The organism is uncultured Ruegeria sp., assembly GCF_947500045.1.
In the GTDB taxonomy this organism is placed as follows: domain Bacteria; phylum Pseudomonadota; class Alphaproteobacteria; order Rhodobacterales; family Rhodobacteraceae; genus Ruegeria.
Genome location: NZ_CANMQQ010000005.1, coordinates 1 through 19,416, shown reverse-complemented (window position 1 = coordinate 19,416; position 19,416 = coordinate 1). Strand labels below are relative to the sequence as shown.

The window sequence follows — 19,416 nt, the reverse complement described above, 5'->3', positions numbered from 1 at the left end:
TTGGACATAATGAAACCACAAAATGGTAGCTTCATGGCTAGAGTTTCGAGTCGGTTGCTGCTGTGTCTGGCAGTCGGCTTGGTAGTTTGTAAAGGACATGCGTCTGATGGTACAGAACAACAAGGTGCTTACCGTTTCATATGGAACCTTCTCGTGCACCCTCGAAGGCTTCGACGATTCATTTGAAACGATGAAAGCCATTGCCGAGTATTTCCGGGATCTTGCGGCGGATGACCGCTATTTTGGTTCTGAACCTCCGCAGCCCGATGCCGAAATGCTGACCCGCATCGCCCAGCGCGATGTCGCACGCAAGGTGGAAGCCAGCCAGCATGATACCGGCCTGCTGCTGCGAGCCACTGAAACCAATGCGCCCTCAGCACCGACCCCCGCCGCGGTCGCGCCCGCATCAAAGCCCGCGCCCGTTCAAACCGCCGATATGGTGCCCCCTACCCCTGCACCGGCCGAAGCTGAACCCGCACCTGCGGCTGACAGTATCGCGGCCAAGCTCCAGCGCATCCGGGCTGTTGTTTCGCATTCCGATGAAGCCCCGGCTGCCTATTCAGAAGACGAAGACACCAGCTATCTGCAGCCAGTGAAACCGCAGGTTGATGCGATTTCTGCCGCGTTCGAGGCAGGCGCGCTAGACCCTGCTGATCTGGAAGAAACCACCGAGGCCGAGGACAGCATCCCGACGCCCGAGCCCGACCTGACAACCGAACCGGAGCAGGCGGAAGACATTGTCGAACCGACAGCTCTGGAAGAAACGCATGTTGCTGAGTTTGAGGCCACCGATGTCACTGACGAGGAAATCGAAGATGATGTGACTGCTTTGGTTGCTGAGGTCGATGCTGAAGACAGTGCCGAAGAAACCGATGCGGCAGAGCCCGCCGCGGTCGAGGTCACAGAAAACGACGTGCTGTTTTCGGACCTTGATGAAGAAACAGCCGAAACCCAAGAAGAAGACCCGTCGAACATTCTTGGTGAAGATGACGGCAACGTCACGACCGAGGCTTTGGACGGCTTGGATCATGGCATCATCTCGGTTGAAGAAGAAGCGCTTTTACTGGATGAGATCGCACTGGTCGAATCCGAGCTGGAGGCAAACATCGCCGACCTGCCCGATATCTCCGAACCAGATCAGGACGTCTCGCGCCTGATGGACAAGGCGGAAGTTCAACTGGACGATCCCGCGACAACCGATCAGCGTGAAACATATTCGCATCTGCGCACGGCTGTTGCTGCGACCGAAGCGGAACGTGCAAAAGGTGGCGACGAGACACAGACGCCAGAGGATGAGTATCGCGGCGATTTGGCCTCGGTCGTCAATCCGCGCCGTCCCGCAGTCGAAGTCACCAGCAAGCGTCCAAGCGCCGAATCGACCGCTCCTTTAAAGCTGGTTGCTGAACAGCGCATCGATACCGAGGATGCTGATACCGGCCCTGTCACTCCGCGTCGCGTCACCTCAAGCGAAGATGACCCGGCCGGAGAAGAAGGTGGTTTTGCCACTTTCGCGCAGGAACAAGGCGCACAATCTTTGCCGGACCTGCTGGAGGCCGCCGCTGCCTATCTCTCCTTCATCGAAGGTCAGGAGCAGTTCTCGCGCCCGCAGCTGATGAACAAGGTCCGCTCTCTCAAGCAAGACTCGTTCAATCGCGAGGAAAGCTTGCGCTCATTCGGTCAGTTGCTGCGCGATGGTAAGATCGAAAAAGCCGGAGGTGGCCGTTTCGCCGCCTCAACCGAAATCGGCTTCCGCCCGAATGACGACGAACGCGCCGCAGGCTAACGCCGGGCGCACCCAATCCCCCCTCGAGACGCGACAGGGCCAGAGAACACTCTGGCCCTGTTTCTTTGGGAATAAGCACAACCATTTTTCCTTGGCTCATCTGTATCGCGTTTCGCGTTCAACCGAACGAAGAGACAGCGATCAAGCAAGCCAACCAAAACCGCAAATGCGTTAGTTCTGGTTCTGGTCCGGATCTTCCTTGCCAACACCGCGGAAGACGAACTTGAACGGCAAGGCCCAAAGGACGCCCAACACGACGTAGACCAGTAATTCCAACCAAATTGGCGGGCGATCCAGCCAGTTCACGATTGTCACAACCGCAACGATATAGGCTGGCAATCCGATCAACAGCAGCACCAGCGACCAGCGCCGCCGCGCCTTGTAGCTGAGGCCGGGTTTATCGCCGCTCATCAGTCTGCAAACGGGTCGGTCACCAGAATGGTATCCTCCCGCTCCGGGCTGGTGGACAACAGGGCCACCGGGCAATCGATCAGTTCTTCGACCCGGCGTACATATTTGATCGCATTGGCAGGCAATTCCGCCCAGCTGCGCGCGCCTTCGGTAGATTCGCTCCAGCCTGGCATCTCTTCGTAGATGGGTGTGCAGCGTGCCTGCTGGTCGGCAGCGGTGGGCAAGTAATCCAGACGGGTGCCATCCAATTCATAGCCCACACAGATTTTCAGCGTCTCAAATCCATCCAATACATCTAGCTTGGTCAACGAAATCCCGTTGACGCCGCTTGTAGCACAGGTCTGGCGCACCAGGCAGGCATCGAACCAGCCGCAACGGCGCTTTCGGCCCGTCGTTGTGCCAAACTCATGGCCACGCTCACCCAGGCGCTGTCCGTCCGCATCATCCAGTTCGGTCGGGAACGGCCCCTCACCCACACGGGTGGTATAGGCTTTGACGATCCCCAGCACAAAATCGATCGACCCCGGCCCGATCCCGACACCGGTCGAAGCTTGCCCTGCAATCACGTTCGAAGATGTCACAAATGGATAGGTCCCGAAATCAATGTCCAGCAACGCGCCTTGCGCGCCTTCAAACAGGATACGTTTGCCCGCCTTGCGCTTCTCGTTCAGTATCTTCCATACGGGGGCTGCGAAGGGCAGGATCTGCGGTGCAATCTGCTGCAACTGGGCGATCAACGCATCCCGGTCAATCGGCTCCAGCCCCAGACCATTTCGCAGAGCGTTATGGTGGACCAAGGCCCGGTCCACTCGCAATGCCAGCGTCGCATCATCCGCCAAATCAGCCACCCGGATCACACGGCGGCCAACCTTGTCTTCGTAGCATGGGCCGATCCCACGACCGGTCGTCCCGATCTTTGCCACTGAATTCTGGCTCTCTCGTGCCCGATCCAGCTCGCCATGGAACGGCAGAATCAGTGGGGTATTTTCGGCGATCATCAGCGTCTCAGGTGTGATCTCGACACCTTGTGCGCGGATCGTGCCGATCTCTTTCATCAAATGCCACGGGTCGAGAACGACGCCATTGCCGATTACACTCAGTTTGCCACCACGCACAACGCCCGAAGGCAGAGCGTGAAGCTTGTAAACCTCACCATCAATGACCAGCGTGTGACCGGCATTATGCCCGCCCTGAAAGCGCGCGATCACGTCGGCGCGCTCGCTGAGCCAGTCGACGATCTTGCCTTTTCCTTCGTCACCCCACTGGGCGCCGACAACAACCACATTGGCCATATCCGGTCCTTTTGCGCTGAGTATTCAAACCCGGCTCGTATAACGAGGCTCTGACCGCAGGGAAACCGATATTTCGCCGCAGATGACAATCGCGCCAAGGCGCGATGCCTCCGGCGGAGGTATTTGTAGCCAGATGAAGCACGGACCACCTGTTCATCTGGCTCAAAATACCTCGGGGGAGTCGCCCGGTACGGGCGGCGGGGGCAGCGCCCCCTCTACTCTTGCCTCAAACGGACAGGTTTTCCGTGTGACGTGGTCAGATAAGCCTCTTCCCACGCGTTGCGCAGGGCACTGATGCGATCAGGCGATGCTTCACCCAACTCGATCAGCAACGCCTCAAGCGTTTCCAGCCAGGCGGTGAAGTAATCCTCACCACCGTCCAATTCCCGGCTCAGGCCGTGACGCTTTAGCGTTTTGGAAAACCGCTCGGCCCAATCGGGCCAATCAAACCGGCCTGCTTCGTTCAGCGCAACCGTGACTGCAAAGACCTGCGCGTGCCAGGGCTCGGCAAAAACCGGTTCGGGGGCCGCATATGTGATGCAATCGTTCATGCGGGTTCCAGATAGGATTGCCAAAGATCCAGCACGACCTCGTCCGCCGGATTCTCAGGGTTGGCCCAAAGCTCCGAGGCCGGAAACACTACCGCGTAGAGCGGTTCGGGGGCCTCGCCCAGCCCATGGGCGTTGGAATCCGGTAACACATGAGTGCCATGCAGCCTGAGGATGCGCCCGTTGGCACCGGCAGCATAGATCGGTAGGCGGGTGTGACCGCCATCGACCAAACGGTTCGCCGTAGACCGTAACGTGCGTACCGCCTGCCCGGCTTCAAACCGTACTGCGACATTCGAAGGGCGATCCGCAGGCCCGCCCTTTGCCAATGCGTTCGCAACCGCCTCGGCCTTCAATGCACGCTCCGCCAGTGGATGCGCGCTTTCTCCGCCTGCCTCGCCCAGGTCATCCAAAGTCAAAACTCCCCTATCGACAAGAAGATCGGCCAAGCCGGATATCCATTTTTCATAGTAGGAAAACCGCGTGTAGTCCGTTGGCGACAGTTTTTCCCGTGCATGACGCGAAACATCGATATTCCATTGCCCCAGAAACCCCGAGGCCAGAGTGACCGCCAAAGCGCGGGCATGCCAATCTTCAGCAAAGACCGGTGCATCCTGGGGTTCCGGGTTTACCGGGCCATCGCCAAAGCGCCCGCCCATATCATGAACCCGCGTCATGCGGGCACCTTGGGCAATCCGGTGCCAATCATACTGTCGCGCGTGACCAGAACGGCGAGTTCATCCTCACTCATGCCTTCGGAACCCGCAGGGCGCATTGGCAGGATGAGATAGCGAATCTCGGCCGTCGAATCCCACACGCGTACGGTAGTGGTTTCGGGCAAGGTGACGCTGAACTCGGCCAGAACTTTGCGCGGTTCACGAACGGCGCGGGCGCGATAGGCATCAGATTTGTACCAACCCGGCGGAATACCCAGCAGCGGCCATGGATAGCAGCTGCACAAGGTACAGACGACCATGTTGTGCTGTTCCGGAGTGTTTTCGACGACCACCAGATGCTCGCCCTGACGCCCGTAATAGCCCAATTCAGCCACGACCGAGGTGGCATCTTCCAGCAAGGCCGCCTTGAAGGCGGGATCGCTCCAGGCTTTGGCAACGACATGCGCGCCGTTCTGCGGGCCGATCTTGTTTTGATAGGTGTCTATGATCTCATCCAAGGCGGCCGGATCGATCAGACCCTTACGGGTTAGAATCGTTTCGAGCGCTTTGACGCGCAGCGCGGGTTCGGGGGGCAACAGGGCGTGCGGGTGGTCGTGATCATCATGTGGCATGAGGCATAGCCTGCGCGACAGAACTGCCCCCTGTCCAGTCTCTTTGGTGTGATATGAATTATCACCGCATTTGATGCGAACTCCTGACTTGCCCCCGCTGGCAAACTTGCATAAGTACCACGCGATACACGCCACGCTGTACAGGACCACCATGGAAAACGTCGTTCTTATCATCCACCTTCTTCTGGCTCTGGGCCTGATTGTCGTTGTGCTGATGCAACGCTCGGAAGGCGGTGGCCTTGGAATGGGCGGCGGCGGTGGCGGTGCCATGACCGGACGCGCAGCAGCGACCGCTTTGGGCAAACTGACCTGGATTCTGGCCGCGTGTTTTATCGTGACGTCGATCACGCTGACGATTCTCGCCGCTCAAAAATCTTCGGGCAGCTCGGTGATTGATCGTTTGGGTGTGCCTGCCCCAGCCCCGGCTGAGGAGAGCGCACCGGCGGTTCCGTCAGCGGATGAATTGCTGCCGCCCTCACAGGGTGACAACGCTCCGCTGATCCCACAAGCTGCCGACTAGGCCACAAAACCTAGAATTTCGGAGGAGAACTGCAACAGCATCTTGCGGTTCTCTTGCGCTATGCGCGCGAATCCTTTATATGTGAAGTCCCGTGATGCAGCGGTTTTTTGTAAACCGCCGGGCACTGATTTTGACGTCTCACGGGAGCAGCCGAACAACATGGCGCGTTTTATATTCATCACTGGTGGTGTGGTTTCATCCTTGGGTAAAGGACTGGCTTCGGCGGCTCTGGGATCGCTGTTGCAGGCCCGGGGATACTCGGTGCGCTTGCGCAAGCTAGACCCCTATCTGAACGTCGATCCGGGCACGATGTCGCCCTTTGAACATGGTGAGGTGTTCGTCACCGATGACGGGGCCGAAACCGATCTGGACCTAGGCCATTACGAGCGTTTCACCGGTGTTGCGGCGCGCAAGACCGACTCGGTTAGCTCGGGCCGGATCTATTCCAACGTGCTCGAGAAAGAACGCCGTGGCGATTATCTCGGCAAGACCATTCAGGTGATCCCGCACGTCACCAACGAGATCAAGGATTTCATCGCCATTGGCGAGGATGAAGTTGATTTCATGCTGTGTGAAATCGGCGGCACCGTTGGCGATATCGAAGGCCTGCCCTTCTTTGAAGCGATCCGCCAGTTCAGTCAGGACAAGCCGCGCGGTCAGTGCCTGTTTATGCACCTGACCCTGCTGCCTTACATCAAGGCCTCGGGCGAGTTGAAAACCAAGCCGACCCAGCACTCCGTGAAAGAGCTGCGCTCGATCGGTCTGGCCCCCGACATTCTGGTTTGCCGCTCTGAGGGTCCGATTCCAACCAAGGAACGTGAGAAACTGGCGCTGTTCTGCAACGTCCGCCCCGACAGCGTGATTGCAGCGCAGGACCTCAGCACCATCTACGACGCGCCACTGGCCTATCACCGCGAAGGTCTGGATCAGGCGGTTCTGGACGCGTTCCAGATCAGCCCTGCCCCGAAACCTGATCTCACCAAATGGGAAGATGTCAGCGATCGCATCCATAATGCTGAAGGCGAAGTAAAGGTCGCTATCGTCGGCAAATACACCCAATTGGAAGACGCCTATAAATCAATCGCCGAGGCGCTAACCCATGGCGGCATGGCCAACCGGGTCCGCGTCAAGGTCGAATGGGTCGATGCCGAAGTGTTCGATACCGAAGACGCCGCCCCGCATCTGGAAGGTTTTCACGCAATTCTCGTACCGGGTGGGTTCGGCGAACGCGGCACCGAAGGCAAGATCAAAGCCGCGCAATACGCCCGCGAACACAAAGTGCCTTATCTGGGCATCTGTCTTGGAATGCAGATGGCTGTAATCGAAGCGGCCCGGAATGTGGCAGGCATCACCGAGGCGGGATCAGAAGAATTTGACCACGAGGCCGGTAAAAAGCGTTTCGAACCCGTGGTTTACCACCTGAAAGAATGGGTGCAAGGCAACCACAAGGTTGAACGCAAAGTGGGCGACGACAAAGGCGGCACCATGCGTCTGGGCGCGTATGATGCCGTTCTCGCCGACGGTTCGACGGTGGCCGAAGTTTATGGTGGCACAGCGATCGAGGAACGCCATCGCCACCGCTATGAGGTCGATATCAAGTATCGCGACAAACTGGAAAAAGCGGGCCTGAACTTCTCTGGCATGTCGCCGGATGGCCGCCTGCCGGAAATCGTCGAATGGTCAGACCACCCGTGGTTCATAGGCGTTCAGTACCATCCGGAGCTGAAATCCAAGCCCTTCGATCCACATCCCCTGTTCCGCGACTTCGTGCGCGCCGCTAAAGACACCTCGCGTCTGGTCTAAGTCACCGCAAAGTGAGGGCCGCTGTGAAAAAAACTGTACGCGGCAGCCTCTGACGCGGATAACTGTCGGAAACAACTTACAGGAGCCCGGCCATGACCGACCAAATCACCCAAGCTGAATCCTTTGCTGCCCTGCACAAAAAGGGCGATCCGGTCATCCTCTACAATATCTGGGACGCGGGCAGTGCCGGGGCAGTACGCGACGCAGGTGCCAAAGCAGTTGCCACGGGCAGCGCGCCGGTTGCGATGGCACAAGGCTTCACCGACGGGCAGAACATCCCGATGGAAGCCGCACTGGACAATGCGCGCCGAATCGTCGAGGCGGTCGACCTGCCCGTCACACTGGATTTCGAAGGTGGTTATGCCGAAACTCCTGTCGATATCGCAACCAATGCGCAGCGCGCGTTGGAAACCGGTGTTGTCGGCTTCAACTTCGAAGACCAAATTGTTGGCACAAAAGAGCTTTATGACATTGAGACACAAGCCGCACGTGTCGCCGCCCTGCGCGAAGGCTGCAATGTTGCGGGCGTCCCCGCCTTCATCAACGCCCGCACCGATATCTTCCTGAAAGCCGTCCCCGACACCCATGACGAGGCGATGCTGGATGACGCCATGGCGCGCGCGCAGGCCTATGCCGATGCCGGGGCCAGCGGGTTCTTCGCCCCCGGCCTTAAGGACGAGGCTATGATCAAGCGCCTTTGTGACGCCACCGACCTACCGGTCAACATCATCGCCCTGCCCGGCACACCCGATACGGCCACTCTGGCCGGGCTTGGCGTGGCGCGGATCAGCTACGGCCCGGTGCCCTATCGGCAGATGCTCGCTTGGCTGCAGGACAAGGCGCGCGAGGCTTTGCAATCCGGCGATTGATCCACTTTTAGGGGATTGCATTCTGAGACATTCCTCCGCACCTTGCGCGTAACACCGCAGGAGGATGCATCGTGGCCAAAGGATATTGGGTTGCCCATGTCGATGTAGACGACATTGAAACCTATCAATCATATATCGATGCCAACGCGGCCCCATTTGCCGAAAACGGCGCAAAATTTCTCGTACGCGGCGGTGAACGGGTCGAGGTCGAAGGCAATGCCCGCGCCCGCACCGTTGTGATCGAGTTTCCAAGCTATGAGCAAGCGCTGGCTTGTTATGACAGCAAAGACTATCAGGCCGCCAAAGCGTTGCGCGATCCGGTTTCGACCGGCGATCTTGTGATTATTCGGGGCTATGAAGGCTAGCACCGCTTGGCGCGCTTCGAAATACGGAATATCCTGTCACTATGTTGAAAAAACTCTTTCAGGCCTTTCGGCCACCGCAACATGATAAGTTGCCCGACCCCGATGCTGAATTGGCCTTGGGTGCGTTACTGGTGCGCGTCGCGCAGGCGGACCGCGACTATAAGCTGGAAGAGATCAGCCTGATTGATCGCATCCTCGCGCGACTATATCAGCACAACGCGATCGAGGCCGCCAAAGTCCGCGCCACGTGCGAGAAACTGCACGCGGCCGCCCCCGAAACCGATACGTTCGGCAAACTGATCCGCGAAACCACCAATCTGAATGAACGTCTGGCAGCGCTGGACGCCCTGTGGGAGGTGGTGCTGGCCGACGGCGACTCGGATGAGGGTGAAGTCAAGATCGTTGAAGAAGCCCGCATTGCCATGGGCCTCAGCTTCAATGACAGCAAGGCCGCGCGCGCGCGCATACAAAGCCGTCTGGAAGCGACTTGAACTTAAGCTTAGGGCGCGCAATTTAACCGAAAACCGGTTCCCACTTTTCGGATCGCACTTCAGGTAATTGACGCGCAATTTAGACCGAAAACCGGTTCCCACTTTTCGGATCGCGCTCTATATTCCTGACCATGTTCAGTGATTTCCTTTCCCGGCTCACGCAGCCGCAGCCCGACCCGCTTGTCGAAGACGATGCCCGTTTGGCCCTGACCGCCCTGTTGGTACGTATCGCGCGTTCTGACAACGATTATGCCGATACCGAAATGGCCCGAATCGACCGCATCTCGGCCGAGCGCTATGACCTGTCCCCGTTCGAGGCCGCCGCCCTGCGCGCCCGTGCCGAAGATCTTGAAGCCGAGGCCCCAGACACCGTCCGCTTCACACGCGCCATCAAAGAGGCAATCGCCTATGATCACCGTCTGGCGGTGGTTCAGGCGATGTGGTCAGTCGCGCTCGCTGATGGACAGCGAAGCGGCGAAGAAGACTCGCTGCTGCGCCTTGTGGTCAGCCTGCTGGGTGTCAGTGATGTGGATTCAGCGATGGCGAGGCAGAGGGCGGCCAAGGCCTGAGCCAATTACACCAAATCCGAGCGGAAAACCTAGAACCAACCTGCTCGAGAATTTTATGTGAGCCGTAGCGGCCTAATGTCGGCTTCGAGCCCTTTTTGACCAATGCTGCGCGCGCCACAAATGGGGGATAAGTTCACTAACCTGCCATTTTCAATCAAACGAACGAACCTTGGCCGCCCTTCTCGACTTTGCGATGTAGATCATTTCTGCAAATGCGTCAGCGTAGAGCCTGACGCATTCAATGGCGATCGAACCCCGAGCATCGAGTCATCGAATGGTCCTAATCCAGGACCACTTCCAACGTTGGGCTTTGACCTGCCAGTTCCCGAACCACGTCGCGCAAAACTGTTTCAAAACGGCAAAGAGCTTCAGTTCTGTCCTGCGAGACGGGGTACAACAAGCCGAATGTCATCCATTTTTCGGGAACAACCGGCACCAGGACCAAGTTCTCAAGGCCGATCTGAGCCGAGACCAATTCATCTGCGATTGTGATGCCCGCCCCTTCCGCAACAAGCGAGCAAGCCAGTTGGGAAGACGCAACTTCGCAAGACTGGCCGGGAGAAACGCCAGCGGAATGAAAGATGTCATCCAGTTGATCTCGAAGTAACAACCCCTGCATCAAACGGATGATAGGTTCATTCACCAGCTCGGTCGCTGCAAGTTCCTGCCGTTTGGCAAGTTTGTGATCAGCAGGCAGGATCGCCTGTGCCCGAACTCTCAATAACGGTTGTGTGCGAATGCCCGGATGTTCAACGGGCAACGCTCCAATACCGATGTCGTATTCGCGCCCTGCTAACCACTTTCCAGCTTCGCGCCGTGCCCGGACATCCAGGCTGATGTTGACGTGGGGATTTCCCTTGAAGAACTTTGCCACTGCGGGTGCCGATAAGGTTTGGGCAATTCGTGGCATCGTGACAATGCGCAGCGATTCCGTTCGACCAGCACGAATTTCCGCCGCGATCCTGGGCACTTCATCCAGATTTTCCAGAATTCGCCCTGCCTCGCGGTAGAATGCGAACCCTTCTGGCGTAGGGGTAAGGTTGCGGCCGCTTCGATCAAATAATGTGAGCCTTAGTTCTGCTTCCAATCCCGATATCAATCGGCTGACAGCTGGTTGGCTCAGGTGCAGGATTTCCGATGCGGCAATCAGAGAGCCTTCGGACAAAGTGATACTAAAAGCGCGCAAGGCTTTGATGTTCATCGCTACTGACTTTCATATTTTGCAAGAGTAAATGCTATCTTTGCATTTTTTTCAATTCCCAAACTTGGATAGTCTAGGATCGAATTTATGGGAGGACCCGATGAAACGCAGAACTTTACTGAACACGGCCATTGCCGCCATTGCCGTCGCCACTACAGCAACGGCCAGCTTTGCCGCCGACTGGCCTAAGCGCCCTATCAATCTGATCGTGCCATACAAGGCGGGTGGTGGCACAGATGCCTATGCCCGCGCCATCTCGGCGGCGGCGGAAGGCATTTTGGATGTACCGGTCGTAGTTGTGAACAAGCCCGGCTCGGGCGGCTTGAACGGTGCGAACTCTGTCGTCGGTGCACGCCCCGATGGATATACGATGATGATGACGTCGGGCGGGTCGTTTCTTTTGTCGACCATGACACGAGACACAGACATTGACGCGCTGGACAGTTTCAATTTTGTCGCTCAGGTCGGTCAGTTGCAGACATCGCTGATGGTGCCAAAGGATAGCCCATTCGAAAGCGTGCAGGACGTAATCGATGCGGCAAAGGCTGATCCAGGATCCCTTCGTTGGGCGCATTCGGGACGCGGCGGGTTTCACCATGTTGGCGGCCTGGGCTTTCTGGCCAGCAACGGCATTGAAGCACAGGATGTACCTTTCAAAGGTGGTGGCCCGACCCGTGCAGCGCTGATTGGCGAACAAGCTGATTTTGGCTTCCTCGGTGTACAACAACTAGCCGGGTTTGAGGATCAGCTGCGCGCGCTGGCAGTCAACAGTCAGGACCGCGACGGGATCATGTCGGATGTGCCTTCGTTCGGTGAACTAGGGATACCTTTCGCGGCCGTATCGTCCCCGGTGATTGTATTCGCGCCAAAAGACACGCCGCCCGAGGTGGTTGCGGCCATGGAAGCCGCGCTGGAACAGATCGCAGCAAAACCTGAGTTTGCCGAACTTCTGGCCTCGCGCGGGACCGGCCCGGTCTATCAAAACGGCGCAGATGCCAAGGCAACACTTTCGGCGATGAAAGAAGACGCCGCGCCTTTGGTGGATAGCCTGACGAACTGAGACTGACAGGATCAGGTGGCGATATCGCCACCCGATCTCTCTCAATGACCAATGTGTGACGGAGGGAATTATGCGTGCTTATGCCGAAGGACTGGTTTTGGCAGCCATTTCATGTGTTGCCATCTGGGGTGCCTGGCAAGTGCCAGCGGCCTCGCCCGGTGATACATGGGCTGGCATTGTGCCATTTGCTGCAGCTGTTGCGCTGCTTGCTCTGTCCGGATTCCTGATCATCGGGGCCACACGTCAGAGCGCAGGTGAAGCGCAAAGCGACCCTGACAATGGGGCCACACTTGAGATCGTCGGCCTTTTCATCATTGCACTGATCTATCAGCAATCTTTCCGATGGTTCGGATATCTTGTTCCGACCGCGATTGTTGCTCCGCTGGTTCTCTACATTTTTGGCGTCCGTAGTCGGATCGGATTGGCGCTGTCAGTCATTCTGTGCCCGCTGGTCTTTCACGTCATCTTTTTCGTGCTGCTCGGCGTATTCCCACCCTATGGCGAGGTCTTTGATCTGCTGAACTGGATTCAGGGGTAACAAATTATGGAAATCTTTCCCGCTCTTCTTACGGTGATTACAGATCCGATGCTGCTTTTCGCCATCGTATTGGCGGCGTTTGTTGGCATGATCGTGGGTGCGACCCCCGGATTGACCGCATCAGCCGCCATCGCAATGCTGTTGCCGATCACATTCTATATGTCGCCCCTTTTTGCCTTGGCGTTTCTTTACGTGATTGGCAAATCCGGGCGCTATGGTGGGTCTATCGCGGCCATTCTGTTCAACACTCCGGGCACCGCCGCCAGTGCTGCCACACAGATCGATGGCTATCCATTGGCGCGCGCTGGCAAGGCGGGAAAGGCGATGAAGGTTGCCACCATCTCGTCGATTATTGGCGACCTGATGGGCGATATCCTGTTGGTCATCGGTGTTGGTTTCATTGCGTCCATCGCACTAAAACTGGGTCCGCCGGAGACGTTCGCAATCTACTTTGCCGCCTTCGTCGTGATCGGATCGGTCATTGGCAAATCCATAGTCAGAGGATTGGCGTCGGCCCTGATGGGAATTCTGGTCGCAATGGTTGGGCTCGATCCGATTTCGAGCGAGGAACGCTACACCTTCGGGTCGTTCGATTTGTCCAATGGCATCGGACTGGTTCCCCTGATGATCGGCGTCTTTGTATTGGGTGAAGTCTTTGCCCAGTTGGAAGACCGTCGGAAAAACCCGGGCGAAACCAAAGAGAACGACAGCTCACAAGACGGGAATAATCTGACCTGGGATGAATACAAACCTTGCCTGCCGCACGCCTTGCGCGGTGGGTTCATCGGCGCAGGTATTGGTGTCTTGCCGGGGCTGGGCTCAGCGATTGCCGCTTTCATTTCCTATGGTGAAGGGAAACGCCGGGCGAAAAACCCTGATCAATGGGGCAAAGGCGCGTTGGAAGGTGTTGCCGCACCCGAAGCGGCAAATAACGCGGTGTCCGGCCCTTCGATGGCACCGCTGTTGACGTTGGGCATTCCGGGGTCGACCATTGGCGCCATTCTTCTGGGTGTTTTCCTGATCCATGGCATTCAGGTTGGACCAACACTTTTCCTGACCGACAAAGAATTGGTCTACAAGCTGTTCGCCTGCGGCATGCTGGGGATCATTGCGTATGGCGTGATCGGCTATTTCGGGGCGACGCAAGTGGCCCGGTTGATCCTGAAAATCCCGACCAACGTCCTCTATCCGATGATCTTCATGACCGCCTTTGTCGCCGCCTATTCTGCACGCGGGTCGATGTTCGACGTGACCGTGATGACCGTGGCGGGGTTTGTTGGTTGGCTGATGCGAAAGCACGACTTTAATATCGCCGCATTTGTCATCTCATTTGTGCTGGCAAAAGGCGCCGAAGAGACCTTTCGCCAATCGCTATTGATGTCGGATGGGGGCGCTCTGATTTTTGTAGAACGCCCAATCGCGCTGGCTTTCATAATCATCGGTGCAGGCGCGATAGCGTTCCGTGTCCGGGGTGTCCTAAAAGACCGAAAGCTTGCGGCGGGAGGGCTGGGTGATGCTTGATTTCGGTCTTTATCGCGACTGTTTCTCGACCAGCGACATGCGCGTCATTTGGTCAGAACACAGCACGATTTCAGCGTGGTTGAAGGTTGAACAAACCCTGGCTCGATGTCAGGCCGAGGCGGGACTTATTCCTAATGATGCAGCCTGTGCGATTGAGGCTTTGTCGCCCCAGATGCTCGACAAGGACCAAATGCACGCGGACATGTTGATTGTGGGTCGACCGATTGTTGGGCTTATTCAGCAGATGCGCGAAACGCTTGGCGATCATGCGAAGTACTTTCACTTTCGTGCAACGACGCAAGACATCATGGACACGGCTCTTGCAATGCAAATGAAGATCGGACTCGCAGAGATCGGTCTGGACGTGCAGCGGCTCCTTACATTGCTGGATCAGCAGATCGATCGTCATGGGGGCACGATGATGATGGGGCGCACCAACGGCCAGCACGCCGTTCCGATGTGCTTCGCCACCAAGCTGCAGGTCTGGAAATCCGAGCTGGTTCGTCGACAGAACGCAATTGATGACGCTGTGCTGCGAGGGGTGAATGTTCAAATCGGAGGACCAGTTGGGGATCTGAGAGCCTATGACAATGATGATGGGTCACAGATCAAACGTACTGTTGCACATGCGTTGGGACTGGGCGTCATCGACCCGCACTGGCAAAATGCGAGGGATGGAATAGCAGACATCGTGACAGCGCTTGGTGCGCTGTGTGCAACCATTTGCAAAATCTCACATAACGTGAATTTGTTGTCCTCAACCGACATTGCCGAAATCGCGGAAACTCACGAAACGGGTCGGGGTGCCTCATCTGCAATGGCGCATAAGCAGAACCAACGGGCGTCAGAATTTGGCGAGGCTGTCGGAAGACTGGGACGTCAACGCGCCGAGCAGATTGGTGAATTGACTTTGCACCAGCATGAGCGTTCCGGCGGTGTCTGGATTGGCGAGTGGATTGTGGTGCCAGAGGTTTTTCTTTTGACATCCGGGGCCGTCCATTGGGCCGGAAAACTATTTGGCAAACTTGAAGTCGACACCGATTCAATGCGGCGAAAAATACCGGAAGCGACAATAAACACTGAAACCTTAGTGCATTGAAGTAACCTCTCAGGGTTGTGGGCGCACCGACTCTTGCAGAGATTTATTAATTGTCATTATTGACAATATACTTTGAATGGTTATTTGTCAGATGTGACAATAAACGAGAGAAGCGATGCCCCGTCCCAGCCTCAAAGACCAGCGCTCAGAACAGATTCTTGATGCATATCTCACATGTGTGTCCCGTTTCGGATTGGAGGGGGCCACCCAAGAGCACGTCGCGACTGAGGCTGGTGTCAAACGACCCATCCTGCGTCACTATTTGGGCAACAAAGACCAGATGACCGGGGCCCTTATAAGCCATGTTGTAGACAGGTTTGCGCGGGCGACAACTGCCCTTCAGGACGCATTGGAACCAACGGGCACACCCGCTGATCTGATCGATCTGTTGTTTGATAAATCTGTCCCTAATGATCCGCGTGTAATGCTGGCCTACCAGTCGCTTGTCACATCTGTCGCCAATCACCCGTCAATGCGACAACCCCTTGTCAACAGCTTGGAACAGTTCTTTGAAGTGATCGAAGCCGTGTTGAAACGCGCCTTTCCGAACGCCCCGGCGGACCAGATCCGTGCGGTTTCGCAGGGGATTTCCGCAACATATGTGAACCTGGATTCGCTGACCCCGCTAAATCCGCCCGAGGTCTGGCGCGCGGAGCTGAAACAGGCTGCAACGATCCTTGCCGCCAGCTTGGAGGCGACCGCATGAACAACCGGCGCCTAGTCAATTATATCGCGTTACCAATTCTTTTGGTTGCGGCTGTGCTGGGACTCTACTGGGTTTGGGGCATGCTGTTTCTGTGGTGGTTGGTGCCATCAGTTATGACGGGCCAGACTGCACTTGTATTTGACATCCAACGCGAAGACGATCCGATCCTTTTCTGGGCAGTAGCGATCCTTTGGGCTGTGTTCGGCCTGATGATGATCGCGGCCAGCCTGTTTCCGACCTACGCCATCTGGCTTGTTTAAGAGGTTGACATGACCCAAATGTACCACCGCCTTCCCGTTGACGCCTATACGTCGCAAGACTGGTTTGATCGCGAACAGCGGCTGATTTTCTCACGCACTTGGCGCTATGCAGGTTTGGCTGAAGACGTGCCAGAGCCCGGTCATTTTGTTTCGGTGCAGGCCGGGTTGAACAACATCTTTATCGTGATGGGGCGCGATCACCGTCTGCGGGCGTTTCACAACATCTGCCGTCATCGTGGCACCCAGTTGATCCGGGCGGTCGGGAAAACGCAAAAGGCGCTGACTTGCCCCTATCATGACTGGACCTATGATCTGGAGGGCAACCTGATTTCTGTTCCGGATGAGGCAAAGGAATACCCCAATGGTGTCGACAAATCCTGCCTTGGCCTCAAACCCGCCAGTGTGGATATCTGGCGCGGTATGCTCTTTGTGCATCCTGATCCAAATCCACCAAGTCTTGCTGAGTGGTTTGGTGCGGTTGATCCGCTGTTGGGGCCACACAAACCGGAAGACCTGGTGGAATATCCCGATGCGCGACAAAGCTATGAGATCAAGGCCAACTGGAAGATCGTGGTCGAAAACTATATCGACGTCTATCACCTGAGCCATCTTCATTCGAACACGCTGCACATGTATGATCATGCGCGGGCGGAATACGGCTGGAAAGGTCCGCACTATCACTTCTGGGAACCGCCCGCGCCCGATTATGCCAAGGATTTGGAGAAAAACCTGCCTACACCACGGGCTATACCAGAACCCCATATTGGGGCCTGGGTGCCAATGCTGTTTCCCGGTATCGGGCTTGGCGCGGGCGAAGATAGCTGGAACATCTTCATTATCACGCCCTTGGGTCCTGATCTGACGCGCGTGGAGAACCGCACCAAACTGGCGAATGCCTCAGGGTGGGAATTTCAGAAACAGGAATGGAGCAGTTGGAGTTTCTGGAAGGATTTCGGCGGTCCAAAATATCCGGACAGCGACGCAATCGGCGAAGATGATCCAATGGCGTCGGGTGATTTCACAGCCGAAGATATTTACGCCTGTGAGCAACAGCAGAAATCACTGACCAGCCCGTTTTTTGAGGTCGGCCCTGCCGCCAACGGAGAAAGCCCGGTTGTCAGACACCAACAAGCAATCCTGGACTTCCTTGCGACACAAGAGGCCGGAACTTAGCCAGATGCCTTGGTCAATATCGGATCACTCCTTCAATTTCCCGGTCGTACACCTCCATCCACTCCGCCAAATTTGGAAAGTAAATGAAACGCATTCTTGCAACATTGATCGGTACGATCCTGGCAACCGGACTGGTCTTGGCCAGCCCGTCAGACGAACCCGAGGACCTGGCGGCGCGCTATATCAATGCAACAGATGAGACAGCAATCGCCGCGACGTGGAAAGACTGGCACCCGAAGGCAGTACATACTGTCACAATCAAATTCGGGCTTGGGCAGCCAGATGAGAGGTTTTCCTATCCGGTGGCCGATTGGGAAACACTTCCTGATTGGCATCAGGATCCCACATTGGCCGACGCGATGCAGGGATACAGGGAAACAAGGCGTGGTGCGCCCACGTTTTCCTCGGAATTCACCGACGGCGGCACGCGTGTCACCGCCAAGACCCGTGTTGATTACATCTGGGACGACACAACTGGAACGATGAACCAGACGGATAGGTTTTTCATCGCCCCGCAAGCTGGTCAGCTGGCAATCCGAGCTCTCGACACCACGTTTGATTATCGTTGAGGAAACCATGAACCCAGATTTCTTTTCCCTGAAAATTTCTGAAATCCGGCCTGAGATCAAAGGCAAAGCCACAAGCGTGACCTTTGATCTACCGACCAGTCTGGCAGAAACCTTTTGCTGGCAAGCCGGTCAGCATGTCACTCTTCGTTTTCACCTCGACGAGAAAGAGCAACGTCGCAGCTACACTATTTCTAACCCGCCAGGTGCCCCTTTGCGCATCACGGTAAAACGGGTGGCCAGTGGGCTGGTGTCCAATCATATCGGGGACCACCTAAAGCCCGGCGATACGATTGATGTCATGCCGCCATTCGGTCAGTTCTCCCTGACGCCGGATCCGCTGAAACGCCGCACCCACTATTTCTTTGGCGCAGGCAGCGGCATCACGCCGCTTTTTGCAATGATCAACGCGGTCCTCGGAGAAGAACCTCATTCAGTGGCTCATCTGATTTATGGCAACGCCGATGGCGAAAGCATCATCTTTGGCGAAGAACTGGACAAGCTGAAAACTGATCATGCCGTCCGGTTCACATTGCGCCATGTCCTGTCTGCACCCGCGCTGTGGAGTTGGTCCAGCCCGTGGCGAAAAGGGCGCGTGGATGCAGATGCCATAAAGGTCGCCGTGATGGGAATCCCGCCTGTGGCGCAAGATGTCCAATATTGGATTTGCGGACCCGGAGCTATGAATACGGACGTGAGCAACGCGCTGTTGGCACTGGACGTACCTGCGAACCGAATTCATATGGAAAGCTTCGGCGGGGCTACAGTCACAGCTTCCAGCGTGACGGGTATCGCCGCCAATGCACGAGTTGAATTGGGCGGGGCGACATACGAGGTTCCTGTTGCCGCAAATCAAACCCTCCTGAATGCAATATTGTCGGCTGGCTTAACACCACCTTTCAGTTGCCAATCCGGAGTATGCGGCGCTTGCAAAGCGCGTCTGAAAAATGGTCGGGTTCACATGCATGCTCGAATGGCGCTTGAAGATAACGACGTCGCCCGTGGAGATATACTATCCTGCCAGAGTGTCGCTGCTTCGGATGAACTGAGCATTAGATTCGACAATTAGAGGCGTGGTTCTGGTATTAAGCTTGCTACAAATTTCGATAAAAAACTTAACTTGAAAGCAGTAAGTTCATCCGACGTCGACTTGAATAAACACCGGGTAACCCATTTCGAATTGAACGAAGTGATTGGCCTGTATCCAGTTTTGCCTCGTTCTCTTTGCGACAGACACGATGCGTAAATAGCCGCCAATGGGACACGTGCAGCGAAAGTCAGCTGTGAGCCGATTCTGTTGAAAAACAACGTGTTGCTGACGCAGAAAGTGATGAGCTGAACAGAGCGCGAGCG

At 56.5% G+C, this 19,416-nt stretch carries 22 protein-coding genes; 16 read left to right on the top strand and 6 right to left on the bottom strand.

From position 1 onward, the window contains the following. Positions 1-106: 106 nt before the first annotated feature. Positions 107-1,783 carry a hypothetical protein gene (locus Q1B46_RS10130; RefSeq protein WP_299947609.1) on the top strand — a complete coding sequence of 559 codons (1,677 nt, stop codon included), beginning with the start codon at positions 107-109 and terminating at the stop codon, positions 1,781-1,783. A 171-nt stretch (positions 1,784-1,954) separates the two neighbouring features. Here Q1B46_RS10130 and Q1B46_RS10125 read toward each other — a convergent pair whose 3' ends face one another. The 5 genes from Q1B46_RS10125 to nthA all read right to left on the bottom strand — a co-directional run bounded on the left by Q1B46_RS10125 (position 1,955) and on the right by nthA (position 5,322). Next, positions 1,955-2,194, bottom strand: a complete 240-nt coding sequence (locus Q1B46_RS10125) for a DUF2842 domain-containing protein (RefSeq protein WP_299947607.1) — start codon at positions 2,192-2,194, stop codon at positions 1,955-1,957. Further along, positions 2,194-3,486 (bottom strand): adenylosuccinate synthase, encoded by a 1,293-nt coding sequence (locus tag Q1B46_RS10120; protein ID WP_299663684.1) that lies wholly within the window; start codon positions 3,484-3,486, stop codon positions 2,194-2,196. Before Q1B46_RS10120 ends, Q1B46_RS10125 begins: the two co-directional genes overlap by 1 nt. Before the next feature lie 215 nt (positions 3,487-3,701). Next, a complete protein-coding gene (locus Q1B46_RS10115) occupies positions 3,702-4,037 on the bottom strand; it encodes a nitrile hydratase accessory protein (RefSeq protein ID WP_299947605.1) in 336 nt (111 codons plus the stop codon). Continuing rightward, positions 4,034-4,711, bottom strand: coding sequence for a nitrile hydratase subunit beta (gene nthB / locus Q1B46_RS10110; RefSeq protein ID WP_299947603.1), 678 nt, complete (start codon positions 4,709-4,711; stop codon positions 4,034-4,036). Before nthB ends, Q1B46_RS10115 begins: the two co-directional genes overlap by 4 nt. Beyond that, on the bottom strand, positions 4,708-5,322 hold the full coding sequence (nthA, locus tag Q1B46_RS10105) for a nitrile hydratase subunit alpha (protein WP_299947601.1): 615 nt from the start codon (positions 5,320-5,322) through the stop codon (positions 4,708-4,710). Before nthA ends, nthB begins: the two co-directional genes overlap by 4 nt. Before the next feature lie 151 nt (positions 5,323-5,473). Here nthA and secG point away from each other — a divergent pair, with 151 nt between their 5' ends. From secG to Q1B46_RS10075, 6 genes are all read left to right on the top strand, one after another. Then, positions 5,474-5,842: a preprotein translocase subunit SecG gene (gene secG, locus Q1B46_RS10100; protein WP_299663690.1), complete on the top strand. Its 369-nt coding sequence runs from the start codon at positions 5,474-5,476 to the stop codon at positions 5,840-5,842. Between the two features lie 159 nt (positions 5,843-6,001). After that, positions 6,002-7,645, top strand: a complete 1,644-nt coding sequence (locus Q1B46_RS10095; protein WP_299947598.1) for a CTP synthase — start codon at positions 6,002-6,004, stop codon at positions 7,643-7,645. 92 nt (positions 7,646-7,737) lie between these two features. Further along, entirely contained in the window at positions 7,738-8,514 is a 777-nt protein-coding gene (locus tag Q1B46_RS10090) for an isocitrate lyase/phosphoenolpyruvate mutase family protein (RefSeq protein ID WP_299947596.1), read from the top strand. 71 nt (positions 8,515-8,585) lie between these two features. Continuing rightward, positions 8,586-8,879: a DUF1330 domain-containing protein gene (locus Q1B46_RS10085; protein ID WP_299947594.1), complete on the top strand. Its 294-nt coding sequence runs from the start codon at positions 8,586-8,588 to the stop codon at positions 8,877-8,879. Positions 8,880-8,920: 41 nt separating this feature from the next. After that, positions 8,921-9,370, top strand: a complete 450-nt coding sequence (locus Q1B46_RS10080; RefSeq protein WP_299663698.1) for a TerB family tellurite resistance protein — start codon at positions 8,921-8,923, stop codon at positions 9,368-9,370. Positions 9,371-9,501: 131 nt separating this feature from the next. Then, positions 9,502-9,939 carry a TerB family tellurite resistance protein gene (locus Q1B46_RS10075; protein ID WP_299947592.1) on the top strand — a complete coding sequence of 146 codons (438 nt, stop codon included), beginning with the start codon at positions 9,502-9,504 and terminating at the stop codon, positions 9,937-9,939. A 280-nt stretch (positions 9,940-10,219) separates the two neighbouring features. Here Q1B46_RS10075 and Q1B46_RS10070 read toward each other — a convergent pair whose 3' ends face one another. Further along, a complete protein-coding gene (locus Q1B46_RS10070; RefSeq protein ID WP_299947590.1) occupies positions 10,220-11,140 on the bottom strand; it encodes a LysR family transcriptional regulator in 921 nt (306 codons plus the stop codon). Positions 11,141-11,240: 100 nt separating this feature from the next. Here Q1B46_RS10070 and Q1B46_RS10065 point away from each other — a divergent pair, with 100 nt between their 5' ends. The 9 genes from Q1B46_RS10065 to Q1B46_RS10025 all read left to right on the top strand — a co-directional run bounded on the left by Q1B46_RS10065 (position 11,241) and on the right by Q1B46_RS10025 (position 19,132). Beyond that, complete coding sequence (locus tag Q1B46_RS10065; RefSeq protein WP_299947589.1) at positions 11,241-12,200, top strand: tripartite tricarboxylate transporter substrate binding protein; 960 nt, start codon at positions 11,241-11,243, stop codon at positions 12,198-12,200. 70 nt (positions 12,201-12,270) lie between these two features. Beyond that, on the top strand, positions 12,271-12,738 hold the full coding sequence (locus Q1B46_RS10060; RefSeq protein WP_299947587.1) for a tripartite tricarboxylate transporter TctB family protein: 468 nt from the start codon (positions 12,271-12,273) through the stop codon (positions 12,736-12,738). A gap of 6 nt (positions 12,739-12,744) precedes the next feature. Then, a complete protein-coding gene (locus tag Q1B46_RS10055; RefSeq protein ID WP_299947585.1) occupies positions 12,745-14,259 on the top strand; it encodes a tripartite tricarboxylate transporter permease in 1,515 nt (504 codons plus the stop codon). After that, entirely contained in the window at positions 14,252-15,358 is a 1,107-nt protein-coding gene (locus Q1B46_RS10050; RefSeq protein ID WP_299947583.1) for a lyase family protein, read from the top strand. Before Q1B46_RS10055 ends, Q1B46_RS10050 begins: the two co-directional genes overlap by 8 nt. Positions 15,359-15,473: 115 nt before the next feature. Then, complete coding sequence (locus tag Q1B46_RS10045; protein WP_299947581.1) at positions 15,474-16,064, top strand: TetR/AcrR family transcriptional regulator; 591 nt, start codon at positions 15,474-15,476, stop codon at positions 16,062-16,064. Then, positions 16,061-16,324, top strand: a complete 264-nt coding sequence (locus tag Q1B46_RS10040; RefSeq protein WP_299947579.1) for a hypothetical protein — start codon at positions 16,061-16,063, stop codon at positions 16,322-16,324. Before Q1B46_RS10045 ends, Q1B46_RS10040 begins: the two co-directional genes overlap by 4 nt. Positions 16,325-16,333: 9 nt before the next feature. Next, positions 16,334-17,497 carry an aromatic ring-hydroxylating dioxygenase subunit alpha gene (locus Q1B46_RS10035; RefSeq protein ID WP_299947577.1) on the top strand — a complete coding sequence of 388 codons (1,164 nt, stop codon included), beginning with the start codon at positions 16,334-16,336 and terminating at the stop codon, positions 17,495-17,497. 83 nt (positions 17,498-17,580) lie between these two features. Then, positions 17,581-18,066, top strand: a complete 486-nt coding sequence (locus Q1B46_RS10030; protein ID WP_299947575.1) for a hypothetical protein — start codon at positions 17,581-17,583, stop codon at positions 18,064-18,066. A 7-nt stretch (positions 18,067-18,073) separates the two neighbouring features. After that, the gene (locus Q1B46_RS10025; protein ID WP_299947573.1) at positions 18,074-19,132 is read left to right on the top strand and encodes a ferredoxin--NADP reductase; all 1,059 of its coding nucleotides are present in this window, start codon (positions 18,074-18,076) and stop codon (positions 19,130-19,132) included. Positions 19,133-19,416: the final 284 nt, after the last annotated feature.